The sequence below is a fragment of the Variovorax sp. YR752 genome, assembly GCF_943372545.1.
Window position 1 is genome coordinate 1 of sequence record NZ_CALRZC010000031.1, and the last position, 25,139, is coordinate 25,139.

Annotated in this window: 20 protein-coding genes and 3 tRNA genes; all 23 read left to right on the forward strand. The window is 67.2% G+C overall.

Annotated elements, in window-relative coordinates; all coding sequences use genetic code 11:
* On the forward strand, positions 1 to 702 hold a 702-nt coding region (locus tag AAG801_RS10065), incomplete at its 5' end, for a pyridoxal-phosphate dependent enzyme (RefSeq protein ID WP_341888260.1).
* Positions 699 to 1,496 carry a tryptophan synthase subunit alpha gene (gene trpA / locus AAG801_RS10070; protein ID WP_341888261.1) on the forward strand — a complete coding sequence of 266 codons (798 nt, stop codon included), beginning with the start codon at positions 699 to 701 and terminating at the stop codon, positions 1,494 to 1,496. The genes AAG801_RS10065 and trpA, both read left to right, overlap by 4 nt.
* A gap of 13 nt (positions 1,497 to 1,509) precedes the next feature.
* A complete protein-coding gene (gene accD / locus AAG801_RS10075) occupies positions 1,510 to 2,382 on the forward strand; it encodes an acetyl-CoA carboxylase, carboxyltransferase subunit beta (protein ID WP_341888262.1) in 873 nt (290 codons plus the stop codon).
* A 175-nt stretch (positions 2,383 to 2,557) separates the two neighbouring features.
* Positions 2,558 to 3,922 (forward strand): UDP-glucose/GDP-mannose dehydrogenase family protein, encoded by a 1,365-nt coding sequence (locus AAG801_RS10080; RefSeq protein ID WP_341888263.1) that lies wholly within the window; start codon positions 2,558 to 2,560, stop codon positions 3,920 to 3,922.
* Positions 3,923 to 3,991: 69 nt separating this feature from the next.
* The gene (gene folC / locus AAG801_RS10085; RefSeq protein WP_341888264.1) at positions 3,992 to 5,290 is read left to right on the forward strand and encodes a bifunctional tetrahydrofolate synthase/dihydrofolate synthase; all 1,299 of its coding nucleotides are present in this window, start codon (positions 3,992 to 3,994) and stop codon (positions 5,288 to 5,290) included.
* A gap of 83 nt (positions 5,291 to 5,373) precedes the next feature.
* Positions 5,374 to 6,156: an SPOR domain-containing protein gene (locus AAG801_RS10090; protein ID WP_341888265.1), complete on the forward strand. Its 783-nt coding sequence runs from the start codon at positions 5,374 to 5,376 to the stop codon at positions 6,154 to 6,156.
* Between the two features lie 11 nt (positions 6,157 to 6,167).
* Positions 6,168 to 6,674, forward strand: a complete 507-nt coding sequence (locus AAG801_RS10095) for a CvpA family protein (RefSeq protein WP_341888266.1) — start codon at positions 6,168 to 6,170, stop codon at positions 6,672 to 6,674.
* 29 nt (positions 6,675 to 6,703) lie between these two features.
* Complete coding sequence (gene purF, locus AAG801_RS10100) at positions 6,704 to 8,227, forward strand: amidophosphoribosyltransferase (RefSeq protein WP_341888267.1); 1,524 nt, start codon at positions 6,704 to 6,706, stop codon at positions 8,225 to 8,227.
* Positions 8,227 to 9,462 (forward strand): O-succinylhomoserine sulfhydrylase, encoded by a 1,236-nt coding sequence (locus tag AAG801_RS10105; RefSeq protein ID WP_341888268.1) that lies wholly within the window; start codon positions 8,227 to 8,229, stop codon positions 9,460 to 9,462. Before purF ends, AAG801_RS10105 begins: the two co-directional genes overlap by 1 nt.
* Before the next feature lie 13 nt (positions 9,463 to 9,475).
* A complete protein-coding gene (gene gltX / locus AAG801_RS10110) occupies positions 9,476 to 10,870 on the forward strand; it encodes a glutamate--tRNA ligase (RefSeq protein WP_341888269.1) in 1,395 nt (464 codons plus the stop codon).
* 61 nt (positions 10,871 to 10,931) lie between these two features.
* A tRNA-Ala gene (locus AAG801_RS10115) sits at positions 10,932 to 11,007 on the forward strand.
* A 48-nt stretch (positions 11,008 to 11,055) separates the two neighbouring features.
* Positions 11,056 to 11,131, forward strand: a tRNA-Glu gene (locus AAG801_RS10120).
* Positions 11,132 to 11,177: 46 nt separating this feature from the next.
* Positions 11,178 to 11,254 (forward strand) — tRNA-Asp (locus AAG801_RS10125).
* A 176-nt stretch (positions 11,255 to 11,430) separates the two neighbouring features.
* A complete protein-coding gene (locus AAG801_RS10130) occupies positions 11,431 to 12,834 on the forward strand; it encodes a sugar transferase (protein WP_341888270.1) in 1,404 nt (467 codons plus the stop codon).
* Between the two features lie 216 nt (positions 12,835 to 13,050).
* On the forward strand, positions 13,051 to 15,093 hold the full coding sequence (locus AAG801_RS10135; RefSeq protein WP_341888271.1) for an XrtA/PEP-CTERM system-associated ATPase: 2,043 nt from the start codon (positions 13,051 to 13,053) through the stop codon (positions 15,091 to 15,093).
* Positions 15,094 to 15,339: 246 nt separating this feature from the next.
* The gene (locus AAG801_RS10140; RefSeq protein WP_341888272.1) at positions 15,340 to 15,960 is read left to right on the forward strand and encodes an XrtA/PEP-CTERM system exopolysaccharide export protein; all 621 of its coding nucleotides are present in this window, start codon (positions 15,340 to 15,342) and stop codon (positions 15,958 to 15,960) included.
* 51 nt (positions 15,961 to 16,011) lie between these two features.
* Entirely contained in the window at positions 16,012 to 17,562 is a 1,551-nt protein-coding gene (locus tag AAG801_RS10145) for an XrtA system polysaccharide chain length determinant (RefSeq protein WP_341888273.1), read from the forward strand.
* A 9-nt stretch (positions 17,563 to 17,571) separates the two neighbouring features.
* Positions 17,572 to 18,507: an XrtA-associated tyrosine autokinase gene (locus AAG801_RS10150; RefSeq protein ID WP_341888274.1), complete on the forward strand. Its 936-nt coding sequence runs from the start codon at positions 17,572 to 17,574 to the stop codon at positions 18,505 to 18,507.
* A 37-nt stretch (positions 18,508 to 18,544) separates the two neighbouring features.
* Entirely contained in the window at positions 18,545 to 20,059 is a 1,515-nt protein-coding gene (locus AAG801_RS10155) for a TIGR03016 family PEP-CTERM system-associated outer membrane protein (RefSeq protein WP_341888275.1), read from the forward strand.
* Between the two features lies 1 nt (position 20,060).
* Positions 20,061 to 20,912: an XrtA system polysaccharide deacetylase gene (locus AAG801_RS10160; RefSeq protein ID WP_341888276.1), complete on the forward strand. Its 852-nt coding sequence runs from the start codon at positions 20,061 to 20,063 to the stop codon at positions 20,910 to 20,912.
* 14 nt (positions 20,913 to 20,926) lie between these two features.
* Complete coding sequence (locus AAG801_RS10165; RefSeq protein WP_341888301.1) at positions 20,927 to 21,970, forward strand: FemAB family XrtA/PEP-CTERM system-associated protein; 1,044 nt, start codon at positions 20,927 to 20,929, stop codon at positions 21,968 to 21,970.
* A 12-nt stretch (positions 21,971 to 21,982) separates the two neighbouring features.
* Positions 21,983 to 23,164: a TIGR03088 family PEP-CTERM/XrtA system glycosyltransferase gene (locus AAG801_RS10170; RefSeq protein WP_341888277.1), complete on the forward strand. Its 1,182-nt coding sequence runs from the start codon at positions 21,983 to 21,985 to the stop codon at positions 23,162 to 23,164.
* 12 nt (positions 23,165 to 23,176) lie between these two features.
* Positions 23,177 to 25,138, forward strand: coding sequence for an XrtA/PEP-CTERM system amidotransferase (locus AAG801_RS10175; RefSeq protein ID WP_341888278.1), 1,962 nt, complete (start codon positions 23,177 to 23,179; stop codon positions 25,136 to 25,138).
* Position 25,139: the final 1 nt, after the last annotated feature.

Sequence of the window (25,139 nt, forward strand, 5' to 3'; positions counted from 1 at the left end):
GTGACGAACGTCGAGAACACCTTCTACATCATCGGCACGGTGGCCGGCCCGCACCCCTACCCGATGATGGTGCGCGACTTCCAGCGCGTGATCGGCGACGAGTGCCTGGTCCAGATGCCGGAGATGATCGGCCGCCAGCCGGACGCGGTGATCGCCTGCGTCGGTGGTGGCAGCAACGCGATGGGCATCTTCTACCCCTACATCGAGCATGAGGGCACGCGGCTGATCGGCGTGGAGGCGGCGGGGCAGGGCCTGGCCAGCGGCAAGCACGCCGCCTCGCTGTCGGCCGGCACGCCGGGTGTGCTGCACGGCAACCGCACCTACCTGCTGCAGGATGCCAACGGCCAGATCACCGAGACGCACTCGATCTCTGCTGGCCTCGACTACCCCGGCGTCGGCCCCGAGCATGCCTACCTGAAGGACATCGGCCGTGCCGAGTACGTCGGCATCACCGACGACGAGGCGCTGTCGGCCTTCCACCGCCTGTGCCGCACCGAGGGCATCATCCCGGCGCTCGAGTCGAGCCACGCGGTGGCCTATGCGATGAAGCTGGCGCCGACGATGCGCGCCGACCAGCATCTGCTGGTCAACCTCTCCGGCCGTGGCGACAAGGACATCGGCACGGTGGCCGATCTGTCCGGCGCCGAGTTCTACTGCCGGCCGTCGTGCCGCGGCCAGACGGTCAAGGGAGGTGCGCTGTGAGCCGGATCGCCACCCGCTTCGCGGCACTCCAGGCGCGCGGCCGCAAGGCCTTGATCCCCTATGTCACCGCCGGCGATCCGTTTGCCGACGCCACCGCCGACATCATGGTCGCGATGGCGAAGGCCGGAGCCGATGTGATCGAACTGGGCGTGCCCTTCTCCGACCCGATGGCCGACGGCCCGGTGATCCAGAAGGCCTCCGAGCGGGCGCTGGCCAAGGGCATCGGCATGCCGCAGGTGCTGCAGATCGTGCGCGAGTTCCGCGCCCGCGACGCCGACACGCCGGTGGTGCTGATGGGCTACGCGAACCCGGTCGAGCGCTACGGCGTCGACCGTTTCGTCGCCGATGCCGGCGCCGCCGGTGTCGACGGTGTGCTGGTCGTCGACTACCCGCCGGAAGAGTGCGAAGCCTTCGCTGCCAAGCTGCGTGGCCATGGCCTGGACATGATCTTCCTGCTCGCGCCGACCTCCACCGAGCAACGCATGCGCGAGGTCGGCCGCATCGCCAGCGGCTACGTCTACTATGTGTCGCTGAAGGGCGTGACCGGCGCAGGCCACCTCGACACCGCGGCAGTCGCGGCGATGATTCCGCGCATCAAGCAGCACGTGAAGCTGCCGGTCGGTGTGGGCTTCGGCATCCGTGACGCGCAGACCGCGCGCGCCGTGGCGCAAGTCTCCGACGCGGTCGTCATCGGCTCGGCGCTCGTGCAACTGCTCGAGATCCGCGAGCGCGGCAACGTGGCCGCGGCCGCGGCCGACTTCATCGGCGGCATCCGCGCCGCCCTCGACTCCTGAAAGGAACGGCACCATGAGCTGGCTTGAGAAACTGCTGCCCCCGAAGATCCAGCAGACCGACCCGAGCGAACGGCGCACGGTGCCCGAGGGCCTGTGGATCAAGTGCCCGTCGTGCGAGACGGTTCTGTACAAGACCGACCTCGAGCAGAACGTCAACGTCTGCCCGAAGTGCGGCCACCACCACCGCATCGGCGCGCGCGCGCGGCTCGATGCCTTCCTCGATCCGGAGGGTCGCTTCGAGATCGGTCAGGAGGTGCTGCCGGTCGACGCGCTCAAGTTCAAGGACAGCAAGAAGTACCCCGAGCGGCTGAAGGATGCGCTGGAAGCGACCGGCGAGACCGATGCGCTGGTGGTGATCGGCGGTGCGGTGATGAGCCTGCCGATCGTCGCCGCCTGCTTCGAGTTCGACTTCATGGGCGGCTCGATGGGCTCGGTGGTCGGCGAGCGCTTCGTGCGAGGCGTCGAGACGGCGGTCGAGCAGAAGACGCCCTTCATCAGCTTCACCGCCACCGGCGGCGCGCGCATGCAGGAAGGCCTGCTGAGCCTGATGCAGATGGCCAAGACCAATGCCGCGCTGACGCGGCTGGCCAAGGCGAAACTGCCCTACATCAGCGTGCTGACCGACCCGACCATGGGCGGCGTGTCGGCCAGCTTCGCTTTCGTCGGCGACGTCGTCATCGCCGAGCCGCGGGCATTGATCGGCTTCGCCGGCCCCCGAGTGATCGAGAACACCGTGCGCGAGAAGCTGCCGGAGGGTTTCCAGCGCGCCGAGTTCCTGGTCGAGAAGGGGGCAATCGACATGATCGTCGACCGCCGCGAGCTGCGCGCGACGGTGGCGCGTTCGATCGCCATGCTGCAGGGGCTGAGCGCGGACGCCATGGCCTGAGTGCGGACCTTCTTCACAGGCCGCGACACTTCGCCGGGACGATCCTCGGAATTGGGGGGCACCACGCTCGTGACTGCGTGAGACACTCGGCCGCCGTCCGAAACGGAGGCCGCCTAGCGCTCATCGGGCGTCCAACTGTGGATGGGCAACACGTCCAATCGAAGAAGGTCACTTGATGAAGATCACTGTCGTGGGTACCGGGTACGTCGGTCTCGTCTCGGGTGCTTGTCTGGCCGACATGGGCAACGACGTTCTGTGCCTCGATGTCGACGCCGACAAGATTTCCGGCCTGCAGCAAGGCCGCCTGCCGATCTACGAACCCGGGCTCGAGCGAATCGTCAGCCAGAACGTGGAGGCAGGGCGCCTGCACTTCACCACCGACATCAAGGCGGCGGTGGATCACGGCACGCTGCAGTTCATCGCGGTCGGCACACCGCCTGATGAAGATGGTTCGGCCGACCTGACGTACGTGCTGGATGCTGCGCGCAATATCGGTCGGTACATGACCGACTACAAGGTCGTCGTCGACAAGAGCACGGTGCCGGTCGGCACGGCCGACAAGGTCAAGGCGGCGATCGCGGAGGAACTCGCGCGGCGCAACGTGCAGGGCCGCTACGCGGTGGTATCCAACCCCGAGTTCCTGAAGGAAGGGGCGGCCGTCGAGGACTTCATGCGCCCTGATCGCATCGTGGTCGGCGCTGAGGATGAACAGGCCATCCTGCTGATGCGGGCGCTCTACGCGCCGTTCCAGCGCAGCCACGAGCGTCTGATCGTGATGGATCTGCGCTCGGCCGAGCTGACGAAGTACGCCGCCAACGCGATGCTGGCCACGCGCATCTCGTTCATGAACGAGATGTCGCTGCTCGCCGAGCGGCTCGGTGCAGACATCGAACAGGTGCGCAAGGGCATCGGCAGCGATCCGCGCATCGGCATCAGCTTCCTCTACGCGGGCTGCGGATACGGTGGGTCGTGCTTCCCGAAGGACGTGCAGGCCATCATCCGCACGGCCGACGGCGTCGGGCAGTCGCTCAAGGTGCTGCGTGCGGTCGAGGATGCCAACGAGCGCCAGAAGTCCGTCCTGATCGACAAGATCGTGCGCCGCTTCGGTGAGGATCTTTCCGGGCTGAACTTCGCGGTCTGGGGGCTCGCCTTCAAGCCGGATACCGACGACATGCGTGAGGCACCCAGCCGGGTGATCGTCAGCGAACTGCTGCGTCGCGGGGCGACGTTGCAGGTGTTCGATCCCGTCGCGATGGACGAGGCCAAACGTGTTTTCGGCCCGCACGACAGGCTCATCTTCGTCGACAAGAACATGGCCGCGCTCGAGGGGGCGGACGCGTTGATCATCGTGACCGAGTGGAAGCAGTTCCGCAGCCCGGACTTCCCCGCGATCAAGTCGATGCTGCGCCATCCGATCATCTTCGACGGCCGCAACATGTACGCGCCCGAGCTCCCGGAAGCCGCGGGCCTGGAGTACCACGCGATCGGCCGCATCACGGCGGCGTCGCAGGCGATGTTGGCGCAAGGCACAATCGCCTGACCGACCCGTATCCTTCTGGCAGGCTCCGCGAGGCGGAGCCCGCCAGGGGCCGCGGGCAGGCCCGACTCCATGGCACCGAGATCGCTCCCCGACTGGCTGGCGTACTGCGCTGGCATGCATCCCACCGAAATCGACCTGTCGCTGGAGCGCGTGGTCGAGGTACGGGCACGGCTCGGGCTGTGCTTCAAGGTACCGGTGATCAGCGTCGCCGGCACCAACGGCAAGGGCTCGACCTGCGCGATGCTCGAAGCGATCGCACTGCAGGCCGGCTACCGTGTGGGCCTGTATGCCAAGCCGCATCTCGTGCACTTCGAGGAGCGCTGCCGCGTCGACGGCCGCATGGTCGATGCCGCCGAGTTGCTCCCGCACTTCGAGGCGGTGGAGTCGGCGCGCGGCGAGATCACGCTGAGCATCTTCGAGTTCACCACGCTGGCCATTGCGCGGCTGCTCTCGCAGGCGCCGGTCGATCTGGTGATCCTCGAGGTCGGGCTGGGCGGCCGCTTCGACGCCGTCAACGCCTTCGACACCGACTGTGCGATCGTCACCAGCATCGATCTCGACCACATGGAGTTCCTCGGCCCCGACCGCGAGTCGATCGGCCGTGAGAAAGCCGGCATCATGCGCCGCGGCAAGCCGGCGATCGTCAGCGACCCGGTGGCGCCGAAGAGCGTGATCGCGGAGGCCGAGCGGATCGGTGCCGACCTGTGGCTGCTCGGCCGCGACTTCAGCATCGGCGGCGACCGCCAGCAATGGAACTGGGCCGGGCGCGAACGGCGCTACAACGGCCTGGCCTACCCGGCGCTGCGCGGCGCCAACCAGTTGCTCAACGCAGCCGGCGTGCTGGCCGCGTTCGAGGCGCTGCGCGGTGTGCTGCCGATCACCGCGCAGGCGGTGCGCAACGGCTTCGCGCTGGTCGAACTGCCGGGGCGCTTCCAGATCGTCGCCGGCCAGCCGACACTGGTGCTCGACGTCGCGCACAACCCGCATTCCGTGGCGGCCCTGGCGCAGAACCTCGACCAGATGGGCTTCTACCCGCGTACGCACGCCGTGTTCGGCGCGATGCGCGACAAGGACCTGGCCGCCATCCTGGCGCGCATGGCGCCGTTGGTGGACCGCTGGCACTTCACCGACCTGCCGCTGCCGCGCGCGGCGAGCGCCGAGGAACTGTCGGCGGCGCATGCCGCGCTGGCTGCCAAGGGGCCCGGCCCGGTGACCGTGCAGCGGCATGCCAGCCCCGCGCAGGCCCTGGCCGCCGCGCTCGGCGAGGCAGACCCCGCTGATAGAATTGTCGTCTTCGGATCGTTCTACACCGTCGGCGGCGTGTTGAAGGACGGCCTGCCCCGGCTCGGGGCGCGGCACGTCGGCTGAGTGCCGCTGCCAGTGGCCTCCATCTCCCGCCTCGGGAGTGGAATGCGCCGGCCCACCACGCTTCATCGCACCTCTCGCCTCGCATGGGTCTGCTGTCGTTCTTCCAGCGCCGCAACGGCCCGGCCGATGCCAACGCACGGCTGACGGACTCGCCCGACGCCATCACCGCCGCGCGAACGCGTGCGCGACGCCGCCTGATGGGTGCCGCCGTGCTGCTGATGGCCGGCGTGATCGGTTTCCCGCTGGTCTTCGAAACGCAGCCGCGGCCGGTGCCGGTCGACATCCCGATCGACATTCCGCGCAAGGACGGCGCGCCGGCGCTGAGCATGCCGCCGGCCCGCACGCCTGCTGCGCGGGCCTCGTCGCCGATCGTCGCGTCGCCACGGGACGACACGGCCCCCGCGCCGGTCGCCGAAGGCCCGCGCGAGGTGGCCTCGCCCGCCAGCGCGCCGGCGCCCAAGGCCTCTGCGGCCGAGCCGGCGAAGAAGGCCGTTGCCGAGGCCAAGCCAGCCGCGGCGGCGGTGCCCGTGCCGGCGCCGCCGCCGGCGCCGGATGCTGCGCGCGCGAAGGCGCTGCTCGAAGGCAAGGAAGCGGCCAAGCCCGCTGCCGCCGCCAAACCCGAGCCGGCACGCGAGGGCGGCCGCTTCGTCGTTCAGGTCGGCGCCTTTGCCGATGCCGCCGCGGCACGCGAGATGCGTGGCCGCGTCGAGAAACTGGGGCTGAAGAGCTACATGCAGGTGGTCGAGACCTCCACCGGCAGCCGTACCCGTGTGCGCGCCGGCCCGTTCGAGTCGCGCGACGAAGCCGAAAAGGCGCTTGCCAAGGCCAAGGCCGCCGGCTTGAATGCCGTCGTGCTGACGCTCTGAGCCGTCGCGCCATGGACTTCGCGCAGATCGGGTGGGTGGACGCCACGATGCTCGTCGTGTTGGGGGTGTCGGTGATCGTCGGCGTGATGCGCGGCTTCGTTTTCGAGTTGCTGTCGCTGGCCGGATGGCTGGCCGCCTGGTTCGCAGCGCAGTGGCTGGCGCCGGTCGCCGCGCCTTACCTGCCCATCGGCGCGCAGGGTTCGGCGCTGAATCTCGGCGCAGCCTTTGCGGTGGTCTTCGTGGTGGCGTTGATCGCCTGGGCGATCGCGGCGCGGCTGATCCGGCTGCTGCTGCATGCCACGCCGCTGAGCGTGCCCGACCGTGGGCTAGGCGCACTGTTCGGAGTGCTGCGCGGCGTGGTGCTGCTGCTGGCGGTGGCCGCGGTGGTCGGGCTGACGCCGGCAATCAAGTCCTCGGCCTGGCAGCAGTCGCGCGGCGCGAGCATGCTGTCGGCGTTGCTCGACGGGCTGATGCCGCTGTTGCCGCCGCAGGTCGCGTCGCAGTTGCGCCGTGCCTGAGCTGATTGCGATGAACTGGAGTTGATGACATGTGTGGCATCGTCGGTGTGATCTCGCGTTCGCCGGTCAACCAGCTGATCTACGACGCGCTGCTGCTGCTGCAGCACCGCGGCCAGGATGCAGCCGGCATCGTGACCATGGAGGGCACCAAGTGCTTCATGCACAAGGCGCGCGGCATGGTGCGCGACGTCTTCCGCACCCGCAACATGCGCGGGCTGCCCGGGCGGGTCGGCCTCGGCCAGGTGCGCTACCCGACGGCCGGCAATGCCTACAGCGAGGAAGAGGCGCAGCCGTTCTACGTCAACGCGCCGTTCGGCATCGTGCTGGTGCACAACGGCAACCTGACCAATGCGCATTCGCTGAAGCAGGAACTGTTCGACATCGACCGCCGCCACATCAACACCGAGAGCGACACCGAGGTGCTGATCAACGTGGTGGCGCACGAGCTCGAGCTGGCCGCGCGCGACCTGCCGCTGAACCCGGAATCGATCTTCAAGGCCGTGTCGGCAGTGCACAAGCGGCTGAAGGGCTCGTACGCGGTGGTGGCGCTGATCGCCGGGCACGGCCTGCTGGCCTTCCGCGACCCGTTCGGCATCCGCCCGCTGTGTTTCGGCGAGGGCGACGGGCCCGAGGGCCGCGAGATGATGGTGGCCAGCGAGTCGGTCGCGCTCGAAGGCACCGGGCACAAGCTGGTGCGCGACGTGGCGCCCGGCGAGGCGATCTTCATCGACCTGGAAGGGCGTCTGCATGCGAAGCAGTGCGCCGAGAACCCGTCGCTCAACCCGTGCATGTTCGAGTACGTCTACCTCGCGCGGCCCGATTCGGTGATGGACGGCGTGTCCGTCTACCAGGCTCGGCTGAACATGGGCGAGACGCTGGCGCAGCGGCTCATCTCCACGATGCCGCCCAGCGAGATCGACGTGGTGATCCCGATCCCCGAGTCGAGCCGGCCCTCGGCGATGCAGCTGGCGCAGAAGATCGGCAAGCCCTACCGCGAGGGCTTCGTCAAGAACCGCTACGTCGGCCGCACCTTCATCATGCCGGGGCAGGGCATGCGCAAGAAGTCGGTGCGCCAGAAGCTCAACGCGATCGCCACCGAGTTCAAGGGCCGCAACGTGCTGCTCGTCGACGACTCGATCGTGCGCGGCACGACCTCGAAGGAGATCGTGCAGATGGCGCGTGACGCCGGCGCGCGCAAGGTCTACATGGCCTCGGCGGCGCCGCCGGTGCGCTTCCCGAACGTCTACGGCATCGACATGCCGACCAAGGACGAACTGATCGCGCACAACCGCACGACCGAGGAGATCCGCCAGTACATCGGCGCCGACGCGCTGATCTACCAGGACGTGGCGGCGATGAAGAAGGTGGTCGGTGCGCTGAACCCGAAGCTGAAGGGCTTCGAGGCGTCGTGCTTCGACGGCGTCTACATCACCGGCGACATCACCGCGGCGGACTTCGACACGCTGGCCGCACAGCGCAAGGCCCAGGGCGACGAAGAAGAGGGCGACGATCGCTCGCGCCTGGCCCTGCAGAACGCGACGGAGACGCGCTGATGAGCGGGAAGCGAATCCCCCGCGTCGATCTTCCCGAGGGCGTCCACCTCGACACACTGGCCGTGCGCGAAGGCCTGCCGGCGAGCGCCTGGGGCGAGAACTCCGAGGCCCTGTTCCTCACCAGCAGCTTCCGCCAGCCCGACGCGGCCACCGCGGCGGCGCGCTTCGCCAACGAGGAAGAGGCCTTCATCTACTCGCGCTTCACCAACCCGACGGTGATGATGTTCGAGCGGCGCCTGGCTGCGCTGGAAGGCGCCCAGGCCTGCATCGCCACCTCAAGCGGCATGAGCGCCATCCTGCTGCTCGGCATGGGCCTGCTGAAGGCCGGCGACCACGTGATCTGCTCGCGCAGCGTGTTCGGCTCGACGATCATGCTGTTCGGCCGCGAGTTCGCGAAGTTCGGCGTCGAGACGAGCTTCGTCTCGCAGACCGACCCGGCCGAGTGGCAACGGGCCATCAAGCCGAACACGAAGCTGCTGTTCGCCGAGTCGCCGACCAACCCGCTGACCGAGGTGTGCGACATCGCGGCGCTCTCGGTGATCGCGAAGCAGGCCGGGGCCTGGCTGGCGGTCGACAACTGCTTCTGCTCGCCGGCACTGCAGCGGCCGATCGAGTATGGCGCCGACCTCGTCATCCACTCGGGCACCAAGTACCTCGACGGCCAGGGCCGCGTGATCGCCGGCGCCATCTGCGGCAGCGAGGCACTGGTCAACGACAGGTTCGTGCCGGTGATGCGCAGTGCCGGCATGAGCCTGTCGCCCTTCAATGCCTGGGTGGTGCTCAAGGGGCTGGAGACGCTGGGCATCCGCATGGAGGCGCAGAGCCGCCGCGCGCTCGAACTGGCGCGCTGGCTGGAGGCACAGCCGCAGGTCGAGCGGGTGTTCTACCCGGGGCTGGAGTCGCATCCGCAGCACACGCTGGCGATGGCGCAGCAGTCGGGCAGCGGTGGCGCGGTGGTGTCGTTCATCGTCCGCGGCCAGGCCGCGGGCGGTGCAACGCAGGCGCGCCAGAACGCCTTCCACGTCATCGACAGCACGCGCGTGTGCTCGATCACCGCCAACCTCGGCGACACCAAGACGACGATCACGCACCCAGCGAGCACCTCGCATGGGCGCCTCACCGAAGAACAGCGGCTGGCTGCAGGCATCACGCAGGGCATGGTCCGCGTGGCCGTGGGCCTGGACGACGTGCGCGACCTGCAGGCTGACCTGCTGCGCGGGCTCGGAACGCTGTGAACCAGAACCCATGATGACCCGCAGAGTCCGCACCCGCATCGCGCCGTCGCCAACCGGCTTCCTCCACCTGGGCACTGCGCGCACGGCGCTGTTCTCCTGGGCCTTCGCACGCCACCACGGCGGCGACTTCATCCTGCGCATCGAGGACACCGACGTGGCCCGCTCGACGCAGGAAGCGGTCGACCAGATCATCGCTGCGATGAACTGGCTGCGCCTCGACTACGACGAAGGCCCGTTCTACCAGATGCAGCGGCTCGATCGCTACAGGGCGGTGATCGACAAGATGCTGGCCGAGGGCACGGCCTACCACTGCTACTGCACGCCGGACGAGCTCGATGCGATGCGCGAAGCGCAGCGTGCGCGTGGCGAGAAGCCGCGCTACGACGGACGCTGGCGCTCCGAGCCGGGCAAGGCGCTGCCGCCGGTGCCTGCAGGCGTGCCGCCGGTGGTGCGCTTTCGCAACCCGGTCGACGGCGACGTGACCTGGAACGACATGGTCAAGGGCCAGATCACGATCAGCAACCGCGAACTCGATGACCTGATCATCAGCCGGCCCGACGGCACTCCGACCTACAACTTCTGCGTGGTCGTCGACGACTGGGACATGCAGATCAGCCACGTGATCCGCGGCGACGACCACGTCAACAACACACCGCGGCAGATCAACATCCTGCGTGCGCTCGGTGCCGAGCTGCCCGAGTACGGACACGTGCCGATGATCCTCGGGCCGGATGGCGACAAGCTCTCCAAGCGCCATGGTGCCGTCAGCGTGATGCAGTACGAGGAGGGCGGCTACCTGCCCGACGCGATGGTCAACTACCTCGCGCGCCTGGGCTGGAGCCACGGCGACGACGAACTGTTCGATCGTGCCCAGCTGGTCGCGTGGTTCGATGGCCACCACCTCGCGCGCAGCCCGGCGCAGTGGGACGCGGCGAAGCTCAACTGGGTCAATGCCCACGTGATCAAGTCGACGCCCGACGATGCGCTGGCGGCGCTGGTGGCGCGGATGCTGGCTCAGCGTGGCGCAAACGTGCCCGCAGATGACCGGCTTGCGCGCATGTGTGCGCTGTTCAAGGATCGCTGCGCGACGTTGATCGAACTGGCGGATTGGCTCGGCATGTACTTCGTCGATGTCTCGCCCAGTGAAGCGGATCTCTCCGCGCACGTGACGGACGTGGTGCGGCCGGCGCTGCAATCGCTGCGTGGACGCCTGGCCGAGATCGACTGGGACAAGGGCACGATCGCCGCGACGATCAAGGAGATCCTCACGGCGCACGGCCTGAAGATGCCGCAACTGGCGCACGCGCTGCGCGTGCTCGTCTGCGGACGGACGCAGACACCGTCGATCGATGCGGTGCTCGAGCTCTTTCACCGCGATGTCGTCCTGCGGAGATTGCAGGGCGTCTGAAAACCTGTCTATAATCGCAGTCTCGCTTGAAACTGCGACCGCTGCACCAACGGGACACCACGGGGGTATAGCTCAGCTGGGAGAGCGCTTGCATGGCATGCAAGAGGTCAGCGGTTCGATCCCGCTTACCTCCACCAAGATTGCCGAGGTTGCATGGCGCAGTTTCGAGTCGACGAGGAGTTTCAGTCCCCTTCGTCTAGAGGCCTAGGACACGACCCTTTCACGGTTGTAACAGGGGTTCGAATCCCCTAGGGGACGCCAAGTTTCGGCAGCGCTTGAGGAGCAATCCTGAAGCTGCCGGCCACGCGGAGTGGTAGTTCAGTTGGTTAGAATACCGGCCTGTCACGCCGGGGGTCGCGGGTTCGAGCCCCGTCCACTCCGCCAAGCATTCGAAGGGCTGATCCCGACAGGGCTCAGCCCTTTCTCTTTCCTGCGGCGTGATCTGCTGTTCGGCGCCTGTGTCTCCCTAGCGTCACTGGTCACTTTCCCCTCGTTTGGAGGGTTTCTGCGGAGCGGGTGGCTACCCAGAATCCACCTCACTCCGAACGGGGGCTGACGCCATGGTCAAGGTCTTTCAACATCACATCCCGCTGTCTGCGCTAGCCGAACTGCTGGCCGACGGGATCTTCTGCTTTCTCGCAGTGCTGCTGGCCGCGCAGGGGCTGTCGGATCTGAGTTTCGACTTCTTCAGTCTGGGCGCACTTCCGGCGCAGCTGCTGCTGCACGCCGCCGCCTTTGCGCTGCTGATGTCGCTGCTCTATTCGGTGTTCGGCATCTACCGTTCCTCCGCCGTGTCCGTCAGCATGGCCGCGCTCCTGAGCCGTGCTTTTCTCGCGGTCATGGTCGGCGCAGGCATTGCCTACGCCGCCATCAGCGCGGGCGGGCTCACGGGACGCGCCCGGGAGTTGCTGTTTCCTGTCGTGGTCTACATGCTGCTCGGTCTCGTGCTGGTACGCATCGTGTTCCACGTTGTTCGTCGTTCGGTCGTAGGGTCGCCGCGGGTGCTGATCGTCGGCACCGGCAAGGAAGCGATGAGCATCGCCGCAGATCTGCGCTCGCCGGGCCGTGCCCATCGCGCCGTCGTCGGCTTCTACCCTGCCGGTGGCGAGGGTGAGTTGACTTCCGGCGAGAAGATCTTCTCCCGTGACGTGTCCGTCAGCAGCATCGTTAAGCGGATGCAAGTCGACGAGGTGATCGTCGCCGTGCGCGAGCAGCGTGGCGGCGGCGTGCCGATGGACCAGCTTCTGGAGTGCCGTCTTCAGGGCACGCCCGTCCTCGACCTTGCCGGCTTCTACGAGCGGGCGAAGGGTCAGGTTCCGACCGAAAGCCTGAAAGCCAGCTGGCTCGTCTACGGCCATGGTTTTGTCCAGGGGGCGGTGCGCACCGCCGTGAAGCGGACCTTCGATGTGGTCTGCTCGGCGTTGCTGCTCGCACTGGCGTCTCCTGTGATGCTGGTCACGGCGGTGCTGATTCGGCTCGACAGTCCCGGTTCGGTCATCTACCGGCAAGAGCGGGTCGGGCTGGGTGGCCGCAGGTTCATGTGCCTGAAGTTCCGCAGCATGCGCAACGACGCCGAAGGCGATGGCGTGGCACGTTGGGCCAGCAAGAACGACGCTCGCGTCACCCGCGTCGGCGCGTTCATCCGCAAGTGCCGCATTGATGAGTTGCCCCAGCTCATCAGCGTGCTCAAGGGCGAGATGAGCCTGGTCGGCCCGCGCCCGGAGCGTCCGTCGTTTGTGGAGCAGTTGCGCGAACAGATTCCCTTCTACGACATCCGCCACAGTGTCAAGCCGGGCGTGACCGGCTGGGCCCAGGTTCGCTACAGCTATGGCGCGTCGGTCGAGGACGCGCGTCGCAAGCACGAGTTCGACCTGTACTACGTCAAGAACAACTCCCTGTTCCTCGATCTGCTCGTGCTGATCGAGACGGTCAGCGTCGTGCTGTTCCGCGAAGGAGCGCAGTAGCGGGGGGGGGGGGGCACATCTGGCGGGCTTGCGGTGGCGGATGCTGCTGCTGCCGCCGAGCAGCATGCCACGCCGGGCCATTGAAGGCCGGAGCATGGGCTTGGCCGGAGCGTGGAACTTTGGTAGCTTCCGGGCAATGCCGACAGTCCGCCTGTGCTGGCGGAGCGTCGACGCTGTGGTGTCGCTTCCGACTCGCGGTGCGAATGGTGGGAATCCATGTACGAATCTCAGTTCGCTTTCTCCGGCACCCCATTTAGTCTCAACCCGGACCCGTCCTTCTACTTCCAGAGCAAGGGGCACGGGAACGCGCTGTCCTACCTGCGCTTCGGCGTCTACCAAGGAGAGGGGTTTGTCGTTGTCACCGGCGAGATCGGCGCCGGCAAGACGACCTTGGTGCGCACGCTGCTGGGGGAACTCGATGCCGCTCACATCGTCGCCGCTCAGATTGTCAGCACGCAACTGGAGGCTGGCGACCTGCTGAGGTCGGTGGCGCTTGCATTCGGGCTGGCGCCCAAGGACCTGAGCAAGGCGGAACTGATCGCGTCGATCGAGGCATTCCTGACGCTGCTGGTCACGCAGAACAAGCGGGCCCTGCTGGTCGTCGACGAAGCTCAGAACCTGAGCCTGCAGGCCATCGAAGAACTCCGCATGCTCTCGAACTTCCAACTGGGAAGTCACGCGCTTCTGCAGAGCTTCCTTGTCGGGCAGCCGGAACTGAGGCAACTGCTCACGTCCAAGCCGATGGAACAGTTCAGGCAGCGTGTCATCGCCTCCTGCCATCTCGGGCCGATGGACGCTGCGGAGACGCGTGCCTACATCGAACACAGGCTTCGCAAGGTCGGTTGGGCAGGTCGCCCGAACTTCGATGACGCTGCGTTCGATCGCATCCACTTGCACAGCGGTGGCATTCCGCGGCGTGTCAATCTGCTCTGCAATCGACTGCTGCTGGCCTCCTATCTTTCCGCCGAGGATCAGATCGATCTGGTCATGGTCGACAAGGTCGCCGGGGAAGCGCACGCCGAGGTCGGCGGGTTGCGCCAGCCTGTGACCCTGCCGGTGATCGTTCCAGTGTCTGCTTCGATGGATGCGCCGCGGGTCAGCGCTCGTGGCCGCAGCAGCAACGCGGCGGGGCCAATTCTGTGCGTGGCCGGCGATGCTGCGGGCGAACTGCGCCTGTCGATGTTGATCCGGGAGATGCTCGAACTCGAGGGCGCTCCCCCGCCGATCCTGGTCCGTGCGGGGGTGCAGCAGTCGTTCGCAGGCAACGATGCGTTGCTGAGCGAACTCGTCGGCGACGTGCCCACGGTCGAGCTCGAGCCGGGGGGGGGCACGGTTTGCGGCGCCCTGTCGGACGCGCTCCTTCGATTCGAGACGATCATCAAGGACCATCTTCCTTCGGCCGTCGTGCTGGCGGGTGCATCCGATGCGATGCTGGGTGTTGGCCTGGCGGCATTCAAATGCGATGTCCCGGCGGCGCGGGTGGGCGCGGCGGGCCTCCTGGTCAGAGCCGAAGGCGTTGGGCGAAACGACGTCGTGCTGGAGTGCATCGCCCCCGCGCTCGAAGCCGCGCAAACGCCGGACGGCGCAACGGCAGGGACGCCCGCCGACTTTGTGCCTTTCGACCCCTTGGGCAGCGCGGCCCTGTTCGCGCGAGGACTCGCAGGTGCTGGCGACAGCGTGCTGGCGCGTCTTCAGCTGGATCCCAGCCTCGCCGAGGGCCCACGCGGCTATGGCGTCGTCTGCATCGGGCCTGAAGGGATCGGACGCGTCGAGCTCACCCGTCTCATCGGTGCATTGCAGGCTGTGAGCCGCGAGCTGCCGTTGCTCTGGATCGCACAGAGCGCGCTGCTGTCGAAGCTGGACACGTTCGGCTTGAGGCGATTGCTGCGCGGTTCGAGTGTCGTGCTGCTGTCGCCGCTGGACTATCTGGATCGCGTGGCACTGATGGCCGAGGCCCGCTGTCTGTTTACCGATTCGGTCGACGCAACCGTCGAAGCCGCCGCGCTGGGTGTTCCCCGCATCGATCTCGGTGGTGCGTCTGCCGGGCGCGAGCCCGCGGAGATGGCAGAACTGCTCCTGGCTGAACTTCGTCTGCGAGGCGGGCAGGCGTTTGCAGGCGCCACGGCGTCCGCGCTGACGGCTGCCGCATGCGCGGCCGAGCGGACGCGTGCCAGGGGATGCGCCCAAGGCATGCTGCGGCAGTTGATTGGCATGGACGACGCCGAGTCGCCGTCGGGCGCACGGCGGGCAACCGCCTGAAGCGCGTCGCTGCCTGCTCCGGTCGGCGAGCTTGCTCGGGGTTTGTGAGGACAATTTGGGGGGCGCACCCCCGAGTTGGGCAATTGAAAACGCTCCCCCAGCTTGTATGCTCCCGACGGGGCATCCCGGCAGTGCTCGTGAGTCGGGCTTGACCGCGCGGGCTTGTGGCGCGGCGGTTGTGGAGCAGAAGTGTCCGGCGATCCTGCCGTGGCACGTTGGGGAGCAACACTGGAGAAGGACATGGCCATGAATGCCGTCATCAATTGCTTGTACCGGACGATCGCCGCAGCAGGTGTGCTCGCCGTCCTGTCGGGCTGTGCAATCAACAACCTGCCTCCCGCGCCGGCATCGGCTGCGACCGCTGACTATCGCTATCTGATCGGCCCGCTCGACACGGTGAACATCATCGTGTGGCGCAACCCGGAGTTGTCGATCTCCGTTCCCGTTCGCCCGGATGGAAAGATCTCGACGCCGCTGGTGGAGGATGTCCAGGCGATCGGGCGCAACCCGACCGATCTCGCCCGAGATGTCGAGCGTGCGCTTTCTAAGTTCACGCGGGACCCGGTGGTCACCGTGGTCGTGACCACGTTCCAGGGCAGCAGCAGCGAGCAGATCCGCATCATCGGCGAGGCGACGCGCCCGCAGGCCATCGCCTACCGGCAGAACATGACCATCCTGGACGTGATGATCCAGGTCGGCGGGCTGACCGACTTTGCCGATGGCAACAATGCGGTGCTGGTGCGCGGCAAGGACGGCGGCAAGCAGTACAGCGTGCGGCTGAAGGACCTGATCCGCCGTGGTGACATTTCGGCGAACGTCGATGTGCGCCCGGGTGACGTCATCATCATTCCGCAGAGCTGGTTCTGATCATCCCGATCAGCAACTTCCGAGCCTTCCCGAAGTTCCCGATGACTGCCCATGGATGAACTGATTGCTCAGGGCTTGGCAACGCTGCGCGCGATGTGGCGCCGGCGTTGGCTGGGGCTCGCGATCGCATGGGGGGCGGCCTTGCTGGCCGCGCTCTTCCTGCTTCGCATGCCGGACCGCTACGAGGCCACCGCGCGCGTCTATGTCGATACCAAGACCCTGCTCAAGCCGCTGATGCGCGACCTGACAGTGGAGCCCGACATCGACCAGACGCTGCAATTGCTTGCGCGCACCCTGATCACACGCCCGAACATCGAAGTGCTCATGCGAAAGGGCAACCTCGAGCGGCCGGGCATGAAGACCGCCGAGCGCGAAGCCTTGATCGAGCGCTTGAGCAAGGAGTTCAAGATCACCAGCCTCGGGCGGGACAATGTCTTCACCTTCGCCTACCGCGATGTCGATGCGGTGAAGGCCCGTCAGATGGTCGAACACATGGTGTCGCTGTTCGTCGATTCGGACCTTGGCGCGAAGCAGCGGGACGTGGACGCCGCTCGCGGGTTCATCGATCAGCAGATCAAGGCCTACGAGGTCCGGCTTGCCGAGGCCGAGAATCGCGTGAAGGATTTCAAGCTGCGCAATCTGGGTGTGACCACGGCATCCGGGCAGGACTACTTCAGCCGGATCTCCGCGTTGACCGATGAGTTGAACAAGCTCACGCTCGACCTGCGCGCGGCGGAACAATCGCGCGACGCGCTCAAGCGCGAGCTCAGTGGCGAGACGGTGTCGCTGGTTCCCGATGTCCCGGAGCCCGCCGTGCTCGCAACGCCGGAACTCGACTCACGCCTGGACGCGCAGCGCAAGCAACTCGATGAACTGCTGCGCCGCTACACGGATCTGCACCCCGACGTGGTCTCGACGCGGCGCTTGATCGGGCAGCTGGAAGAACAGCGACAACGCGAGATCGAGCGAAAGCGCGTGGCCGAGGCGGCACGACCCAAGGCGGGGCCGTCCACCAACGTGGCTGTGCAGCAGACGAAGCTGGCTCTGGCTGAGTCCGAGGCGTCGGTGGCAGCGCTGCGGGTGCGAACGAGCGATGCGCAGTCGCGGCTTGCACAGCTGCGCTCCACGGCGTCGCGAGTGCCGCAGGTCGAGGCTGAACTGGCCCAGCTCAATCGCGACTACGAAGTGGTGCGGCGCAACTACGACGCGCTGGTGACGCAGCGGGAGAAGGCTCAGATGTCGGAGGAAGTCGATGCCACCCGTCTGGCCAACTTCCGCATCATCGATCCTCCCCGCACCGCCGACAAGCCTGTGTTTCCGAATCGGGCGACCGTCGGGCCGGCCCTGCTGCTGCTGTGCTTCGGCGTCGGGGCGGCAGCCTGCTTCCTGCTCGTGCAGCTGATGCCGACGGTGGACAATGCCGCCAGCCTGCGCTCGATCACGAAGCGTCCGGTGCTCGGCAGCGTGTCCATGCTGGTGTCGATGGACGACCTGCGTGCTGCCAGGCGCGGCAACCTGGCGTTCCTGGCCGGCTCAGCCGGGCTCTTCGTCGCATTCGGTGTGTGGATCGCGATCATCTCGTCCATGCCTGTCCGATCCTAGGGAGCCCAAGTGAGCATCATCGAGCAGGCCGTGCGGCGGCTGGAAGAACTGCGTCGCAGCGGCGTCGAGATTCCCGGCAGTGCAGTCGGCACGCCGGCCAACGACGGCGCCGTGGTCCGGCCGGCGCCGGCGGGTGTCTCGAGCCCGAGCCGACCGGCCATGGCGGCGGCGGCCAGACCGCCAGTGCGGCCCATGGCGGCGGAATCGAAGACGTCGAGGCGTGTCGACATCGACATGGCGCGACTTGCCGCGATGGGTTACCTGACCCCGGAAACACCCCGCGCTCAGCTCGCCGACGAGTTCCGCGTCATCAAGCGTCCCATCCTCAGCCATATCCGCGGTGCCGAAGCGCAGCGCGTGAAGCGCGGGCAACTGCTCATGGTGACCAGCTCGGTCCCCGGGGAAGGCAAGACCTTCACGTCGATCAACCTGGCGGTGAGCCTGGCCATGGAGATGGACAGCACTGTGTTGCTGGTCGATGCCGACGTGTCCCGCCCCTCGGTACTGTCGCGTCTTGGCCTGCCGATGGCCCCCGGGCTGCTGGATCTGCTGACTGACCCGGCGCTGGGTGTGTCGGACGTTCTGCTTCGCACCAATATCGAGAAGCTGGTCCTGCTGCCATCGGGCAAGCCTCACATGCGGGCGACCGAACTGCTTGCCAGTGACGCCATGGCCGCATTGGTGGACGAACTGGCCAACCGCTACCCGGACCGCATACTCGTCTTCGATGCGCCGCCGCTGCTGCCTTCGCCCGAATCTCGTGTGCTGGCGACGCACATGGGGCAGGTCATCCTCGTTGTCGCCGCGGCACAGACGCCGCAGCACACGGTGGAGCAGGCGCTGGCTGCCATCGACAATTGCCCGGTGGTACTCCCGCTGCTGAACAAGATCAGCCGATCCGAGGTCGGCACGTACTATGGCTACTACAGCCAAGGCGACGCCTGACGCCGGCGTCCGCGTCCGACGGCGTGCGTGCGCGCCGGTGGCGCGAGGCGTTGCGCTGCTGGCCACAGCAGGCTTCGTCGCGCCCGTCCTGGCCGAACGCTGGCGTCTGGATCCGGGCATCGAGTCGCAGGTGACGGCGACGAGCAACTCGAACTTCGGCGTTTCCGAGCTGACACGCGGTGAGGCCGAGCGCGACACTGTGATCGAGGTGCGTCCGCGACTGGCCTTCCGGGGCGAGGGGGCGCGTTTCCGCCTCAGCGGTTCGTTGGGCCTGAACGGCGTGGCCTATGCCGATCGCACGCAGGACAGCAAGGTATTGCCTTCGGCGGACGTGACCAGCCGCCTGGAGGCGGTCGAGCGGTTCTTCTTCGTCGAAGCGGGCTACCGCGCCACGCAGGCCAGCAGCGATCCGTTCGCCGCGCGACCGATCGACGGCTCGACCGTCAACACCGTGACCACGACCGAGGCGCGGCTGTCGCCTTACATCGAGGGCACGATGCGCGGCGACGTGCGCTACAGCCTGCGTGCGGACAACAGCTGGGTGCGGGAGATCGGTGCGCCGACCGGTGCCTCGACGACTGCCGGCTACTTCGGTCGCTACAGCGCAGCGTTGCAGAAGGCGCCGCGCCCGTTCGGCTGGCGGGTCGAGGCGGAACGGACCTTCACGCGCTACGAGGCCGATGCCGAACCATCCGTCGGTCTGACGCAAGCACGGGTCTTCGCGGACTATGCGGTGACCCCCGAGTTCATGGTCGCCGTGCGCGGCGGGCGGGAGTCCAACGATCTGGCCGGCGGTGTGGAGAGCCGGAGCTTCAGTGGCTTCGAGTTCAACTGGGACCCGTCGCCGCGCACCACGCTGAACGCCTACCGCGAGAACCGATTCTTCGGCCCGGCCTGGCAACTCAACTTCAATCACCGCATGCCGCGCGTGGCGTGGACCTTTGTCGCCTCGCGCAATCTCGAAACGGCGCCGCAGTCGCTGTTCGAACTGCCAGCCACAGGCAATGTCGCCTCGCTGCTCGATTCGATGTACACGACACGCTACCCCGATCCGGTCGAGCGGGCGCGCGTGGTGCAGGACCTGATGGCCAGGAACGGGTTGCCGGCCTCGACGCGTGGGGCGCTGAGCCTGTTGACCGATCGGGTCAGCATCGTGACCAGGCGCGAAGCGAACATCGCCTTCAATGGCCTGCGCAATACCGTGAAGCTGACGGCATACCGCGTCGAGACCGTCGACGTGGAAGACGAGGCGTCGTTGTCGACAGGGTCGAGCGACGAGAACAACCTCCAATACGGTGCTTCCTTCCTGATCAACCACCGCCTGTCGCAACTGATCGCGCTGAACTTCACGATCGACTGGAACCGCATCCGCTCTGTCGGCGTGGCGCTCGGCGATGAAACGACCCAGCGCAGCGCCGATCTGCGCATCAACGTGCAGGCGGCCCCGAAGACGAACGCCTTCTTCGGCGGGCGCTACCGCAAGATCGAGTCGAACGTGGTCGTCGCAGGCCAGGAGAAGGCAGTCTTCGTCGGACTCGACCACCGCTTTTGACATGACCAGCCACCTGCCGCCACTGACCAATGCCTTGACCGTTGACGTCGAGGACTATTTCCAGGTGTCTGCCCTGGCGCCTCATATCGATCGCGCCACATGGCCGGAGCGCCCCTGCCGAGTCGAACGCAACGTGCATCGCCTGCTCGATCTGTTCGATGAGCGAGCTGCCAAGGCAACCTTCTTCACGCTGGGCTGGGTGGCCGAACGGTATCCGCAGCTTGTGCGCGAGATCGTCGCGCGGGGGCATGAGCTGGCCAGCCATGGTTACGGCCACCTGCGCGCCAGCGATCAGAACCACACCGAGTTCTTCGACGACATCCACCGTGCCAAGGCGTTGCTCGAGGACATCGGTGCAACGGCCATTCGAGGCTACCGGGCGCCGAGCTTCTCGATCGGCTACTCAAACCCCTGGGCGTTCGATGTCCTGCTCGAAGCGGGCTACAGCTACAGCTCGAGCGTCTACCCGGTCAAGCACGACCACTATGGCATGCCCGATGCGCCGCGCTTTCCCTATGACGCGCGCCCCGGCCTTATCGAGGTTCCCGTGACCACGACACAGATGTTCGGCCGCAACCTGCCCGCTGGTGGCGGCGGGTACTTCCGGCTTGCGCCCTATGCCCTCAGCCGCTGGGTGATCCGGCGGGTCAACCGCATCGACAGGCGCCCGGCGATCTTCTACATGCATCCCTGGGAGATCGACCCCGACCAGCCGCGCATCGCGGGCACGAGCCTGAAGACGCGTTTCCGGCACTACGTGAACCTGGACAAGACCGAAAGCCGGCTGTCGCGGCTCCTGGCGGATTTCCGCTGGGGGCGAGTCGACCAGGTCTTCGGGCTGGCGGCCGCGTGAACAGCGCTGTCGACATGACCGCGGCGGCCGACGTCGCAGTGGCGCCCCTGTCCGACGCGGACAGCGCGGCCTGGGAGGGTTTCGTGGCTGCGTGCCCAGACGCCACCTTCTTTCATCGGCTGGGTTGGCGCACCATCTACGAAGAGGTTTTCCGCCATCGCACGCACTACCTGATGGCGCGTCGTGGCACCGATGTCGTCGGTGTGCTGCCGCTTGTCGAGTTGCGCAGCGTGCTGTTCGGGCACTCGCTGGTATCCCTGCCGTTCGCCGTTTATGGCGGTGTCGCCTCGACCGATGTGCAGGCGGTGAGCGCTCTGCACCGCGCGGCGGCGTCGCTCGGTGAGCGGCTCGGCGTGCAGCACCTCGAATTGCGCGACCGTTGCCAGCGCGAAGGCGACTGGCCGCAGCAGGATCTCTACGTCACGTTCCGCAAACCCGTGCTGCCCGAGGTCGAGGCGAACATGCTGGCCATCCCGCGCAAGCAGCGTGCGATGGTGCGCAAGGCGATCCAGCGCAACCTGAGCAGCGTGATCGATGCCGACACCGACCGCTTCTTCGAACTCTACGCAGACAACCAGCACCGCCACGGCACGCCACCGCAGTCACGCGAGTACTTCCGGGCGCTCAAGCGGATCTTCGGCGACGATTGCGAGGTGCTGACCGTGCTGAGTCCGAGTGGCGAGGCTGTGTCCGGGGTGCTGTCGTTCTACTTTCGCGACGAGGTGCTGCCCTACTACGCCGGCGATCTGCCCAGCGCGCGGGATCTGGCCGCCAACGACTTCAAGTACTGGGAACTGCTGCGGCGCGCATGCGAGCGTGGCATCAAGGTGTTCGACTACGGCCGCTCCAAGCGCGAGACAGGATCGTTCGACTTCAAGAAGAACTGGGGCTTCGAGCCGCAAGCTCTGCACTACGAATACCGCCTCTACGCGGGCGACAGCGTGCCGCAGAACAACCCTGCGAACCCGAAGTACCGCTTGGCCATCGATGTCTGGCGCCGCCTGCCTCGTCGCGTCGTCAATGCGGTCGGCCCCACGCTGGCGCGGCACCTGGGCTGACAGGCTACAGGCATGGCGAGTTCCATCGACCCCCGTCCGCTGGTCGCGCACGTCGTTTACCGCTTCGATGTCGGTGGACTCGAGAACGGTGTCGTCAATCTGATCAATCGCATGCCGGCGGAGCGCTTTCGCCATGCGGTGATCGCGATGACCGAGATTGGTGAGATCCGCCGCCGGGTGCAGCGTGACGACGTGCAGTTCCACGCCCTGCGCAAGCCGCCTGGACAGGGGCTGCGTGTGGCGCCGCGCCTGGTGGGACTGCTGCGCCAACTGCGTCCTGCCGTCGTGCATACACGCAACCTCGGCGCGCTGGAGATGAGCCTTCCGGCGGCCTGGGCGGGCGTGCCGGTGCGGGTGCACGGCGAGCACGGCTGGGACAGCAACGATCCCGACGGACGCAGCATCAAGTGCCAGTGGATCCGGCGCTGCTATCGGCCGTTCGTGCACCGGTACGTCGCCCTGTCGAGGCATCTCGAGCGCTATCTGGTCGAGCGCGTCGGCGTGCCGCCCCGGCGCATCAGCCAGCTCTACAACGGGGTCGATACGCTGCGCTTCCACGGGCGTGGTGAAACGAGGCTGCCCCTGGCAGACTCGCCTTTTGCAGGGCAGGGCCTGTGGGTGGCTGGCACCGTCGGGCGTCTTCACGCCATCAAGGACCAGGTTCTGCTGGCGCGCGCGTTCGTGCGGGCCCGGACGCTGGCCGGCAGCGAGGGAGCGAGGCTCAGGCTGGCGATTGCCGGCGACGGTCCGCTGCGCGGTGAGGTGCAATCCGTTCTGGACGATGGCGGGGTGTCGACGCAGGCCTGGCTGGCCGGTGAGCGCGATGACGTGCCCGAATTCATGCGCAGCCTCGATCAGTTCGTTCTGCCTTCTCGCGCGGAGGGCATCTCGAACACCATCCTGGAGGCCATGGCCAGCGGCCTCCCGGTGATCGCCACCGATGTCGGCGGCAACGCCGAGCTGCTCGAGGAGGGCCGCACCGGGCGGTTGGTGCCGGCTGGCGAGGTCGATGCCATGGCGCAGGCGCTGCTGGCCGACTTTCACGACCCGGATGCCGCGCGTGCGCGCGGCCGGCGCGCCTGCACGGTGGCGCAGAGCCGGTTCAGTCTGGACGGCATGGTCGCTGCCTATAGCGACCTGTACGAGCGGCTGCTGACGCAGGCCGCCCAACGCGGCGCGCTCCAGCGCGCCTGATGGAGAATCAACATGTGCGGCATCGTCGGTATCTGGGACTCGCGCGGCACACGGTCCATTTCGCGGGACCAACTGGTGCGCATGAACGAGTCGCAGCACCATCGCGGGCCCGACGAGACGGGTGTGCACCTCGCGCCGGGCGTGGCGCTGGGCCACAAGCGGCTGTCCATCATCGACCTGGCCACCGGCCAGCAGCCGCTGTTCAACGAGGACCACAGCGTCGTCGTCGTGTTCAACGGCGAAATCTACAACTACGGCGAACTGATTCCCGAGTTGACCGCGCTGGGTCACGTGTTCCGCACGCGCAGCGACACCGAGGTGATCGTGCACGCGTGGGAAGCCTGGGGCGAGGCCTGTGTCGAGCGTTTTCGAGGCATGTTCGCGTTTGCGCTGTGGGATGAGAACCGGCAGACGCTCTTCCTTGCGCGCGATCGGCTCGGCGTCAAGCCGCTGTACTACGCAGAGCTGCCCGACGGCACCTGGCTGTTCGGGTCCGAGCTGAAATCGCTGCTGGCCCATGGCGGCCTGGCGCGGCAGATCGATCCACGCTCGGTGGATGACTACTTCACGCTCGGCTACGTGCCCGAGCCGCGCACGATCTTCAGCTCGGCGCTCAAGCTCTCGCCAGGGCACACGTTGACGCTGCGTCGCGGGCAGCGCGCCGGCGCTCCCAGGCCGTACTGGGGCGTGCGCTTCAGCGGCGACAACCCGATCTCGGCCGAAGAGGCCCAGGAGGAACTGGTGCGCCGCCTGAAGGAAAGTGTGCGGCTGCGCATGATCTCCGAGGTGCCGCTGGGCGCCTTCCTGTCCGGCGGGGTCGACTCCAGCGCGGTCGTCGCGATGATGGCGGAACAATCGAGCGGGGCGGTCAACACCTGCTCGATCGCCTTCGACGATCCGAAGTACGACGAAACACGCTTCGCCCAGCAGGTCGCCGAGCGCTACCGGACGAACCACCACGTCGATCTGGTGCAGACCGACGACTTCGATCTCGTCGACACGCTGGCGACGCTCTACGATGAGCCCTACGCCGACAGCTCGGCGATCCCGACCTACCGGGTCTGCCAGCTGGCGCGTCGCCACGTCACGGTGGCGCTGTCCGGGGACGGCGGCGACGAGAACCTGGGCGGCTATCGGCGCTATCTGCTGCACCTCAACGAGGAGAAGCTGCGGTCGGCGCTGCCGCTGGGCCTGCGGCAGCCACTGTTCGGGACGCTTGGCCGTCTGTACCCCAAGGCCGACTGGGCGCCGCGTTTCGTGCGAGCCAAGTCGACCTTCCAGGCTCTGGCGCGCGACACCGTCGAGGCCTACATGCACAGCGTGTCGATCTTCCGCGACGACATGCGGCCGCAGCTCTACTCGGCCGAGTTCAAGCGCCGGCTCGCCGGCTATCGCACGGCCGACCTGTTCCACGAGCATGCGGCACGCGCCGGGACCGACGACCCGTTGTCGCTGATCCAGTATCTGGACCTGCAGACCTACCTCGTCGGCGACATCAACACCAAGGTCGATCGCGCCAGCATGGCGCATGCGCTGGAAGTGCGAGAGCCGCTGATGGACCACCCGCTGGTCGAGTGGCTGGCGAGCTTGCCGTCGAACCTGAAGGTGCGCGGCGGCGAGAGCAAGTGGCTGCTGAAGAAGTCGATGGAGTCGCACCTCCCGCACGACGTGATGTACCGGCCGAAGATGGGCTTTGCCGTGCCGCTGATGCGCTGGTTCCGTGGGCCGCTGCGCGCGCGCGTGCGTCAGGCGCTGCTTGACGGTGAACTCGGCCGCACCGGCTTCTTCGAGCGCCGCTATCTCGAGCACATGGTCGATGCGCACGAGTCTGGCCGGCGCGACTACAGCAGCCCCCTGTGGGCATTGCTGATGTTCGAGGCCTTCCTGCGCCGCGTGGGCGGCGAAACCACGCAGGGCCTGGCAACGCCGCCAGGGGCTCGTCCGGTCGAGGAAGCTGCCGTTCAAGCGGCCTGAG

Bases quoted from the DNA above. Each gene is read 5' to 3' on its own strand.
- accD (WP_341888262.1), top strand. From the start codon at position 1,510: ATGAGCTGGCTTGAGAAACTGCTGCCCCCGAAGATCCAGCAGACCGAC.
- AAG801_RS10080 (WP_341888263.1), top strand. From the start codon at position 2,558: ATGAAGATCACTGTCGTGGGTACCGGGTACGTCGGTCTCGTCTCGGGT.
- folC (WP_341888264.1), top strand. From the start codon at position 3,992: ATGGCACCGAGATCGCTCCCCGACTGGCTGGCGTACTGCGCTGGCATG.
- AAG801_RS10090 (WP_341888265.1), top strand. From the start codon at position 5,374: ATGGGTCTGCTGTCGTTCTTCCAGCGCCGCAACGGCCCGGCCGATGCC.
- AAG801_RS10095 (WP_341888266.1), top strand. From the start codon at position 6,168: ATGGACTTCGCGCAGATCGGGTGGGTGGACGCCACGATGCTCGTCGTG.
- purF (WP_341888267.1), top strand. From the start codon at position 6,704: ATGTGTGGCATCGTCGGTGTGATCTCGCGTTCGCCGGTCAACCAGCTG.
- AAG801_RS10105 (WP_341888268.1), top strand. From the start codon at position 8,227: ATGAGCGGGAAGCGAATCCCCCGCGTCGATCTTCCCGAGGGCGTCCAC.
- gltX (WP_341888269.1), top strand. From the start codon at position 9,476: ATGACCCGCAGAGTCCGCACCCGCATCGCGCCGTCGCCAACCGGCTTC.
- AAG801_RS10130 (WP_341888270.1), top strand. From the start codon at position 11,431: ATGGTCAAGGTCTTTCAACATCACATCCCGCTGTCTGCGCTAGCCGAA.
- AAG801_RS10135 (WP_341888271.1), top strand. From the start codon at position 13,051: ATGTACGAATCTCAGTTCGCTTTCTCCGGCACCCCATTTAGTCTCAAC.
- AAG801_RS10140 (WP_341888272.1), top strand. From the start codon at position 15,340: ATGAATGCCGTCATCAATTGCTTGTACCGGACGATCGCCGCAGCAGGT.
- AAG801_RS10145 (WP_341888273.1), top strand. From the start codon at position 16,012: ATGGATGAACTGATTGCTCAGGGCTTGGCAACGCTGCGCGCGATGTGG.
- AAG801_RS10160 (WP_341888276.1), top strand. From the start codon at position 20,061: ATGACCAGCCACCTGCCGCCACTGACCAATGCCTTGACCGTTGACGTC.
- AAG801_RS10165 (WP_341888301.1), top strand. From the start codon at position 20,927: ATGACCGCGGCGGCCGACGTCGCAGTGGCGCCCCTGTCCGACGCGGAC.
- AAG801_RS10170 (WP_341888277.1), top strand. From the start codon at position 21,983: ATGGCGAGTTCCATCGACCCCCGTCCGCTGGTCGCGCACGTCGTTTAC.
- AAG801_RS10175 (WP_341888278.1), top strand. From the start codon at position 23,177: ATGTGCGGCATCGTCGGTATCTGGGACTCGCGCGGCACACGGTCCATT.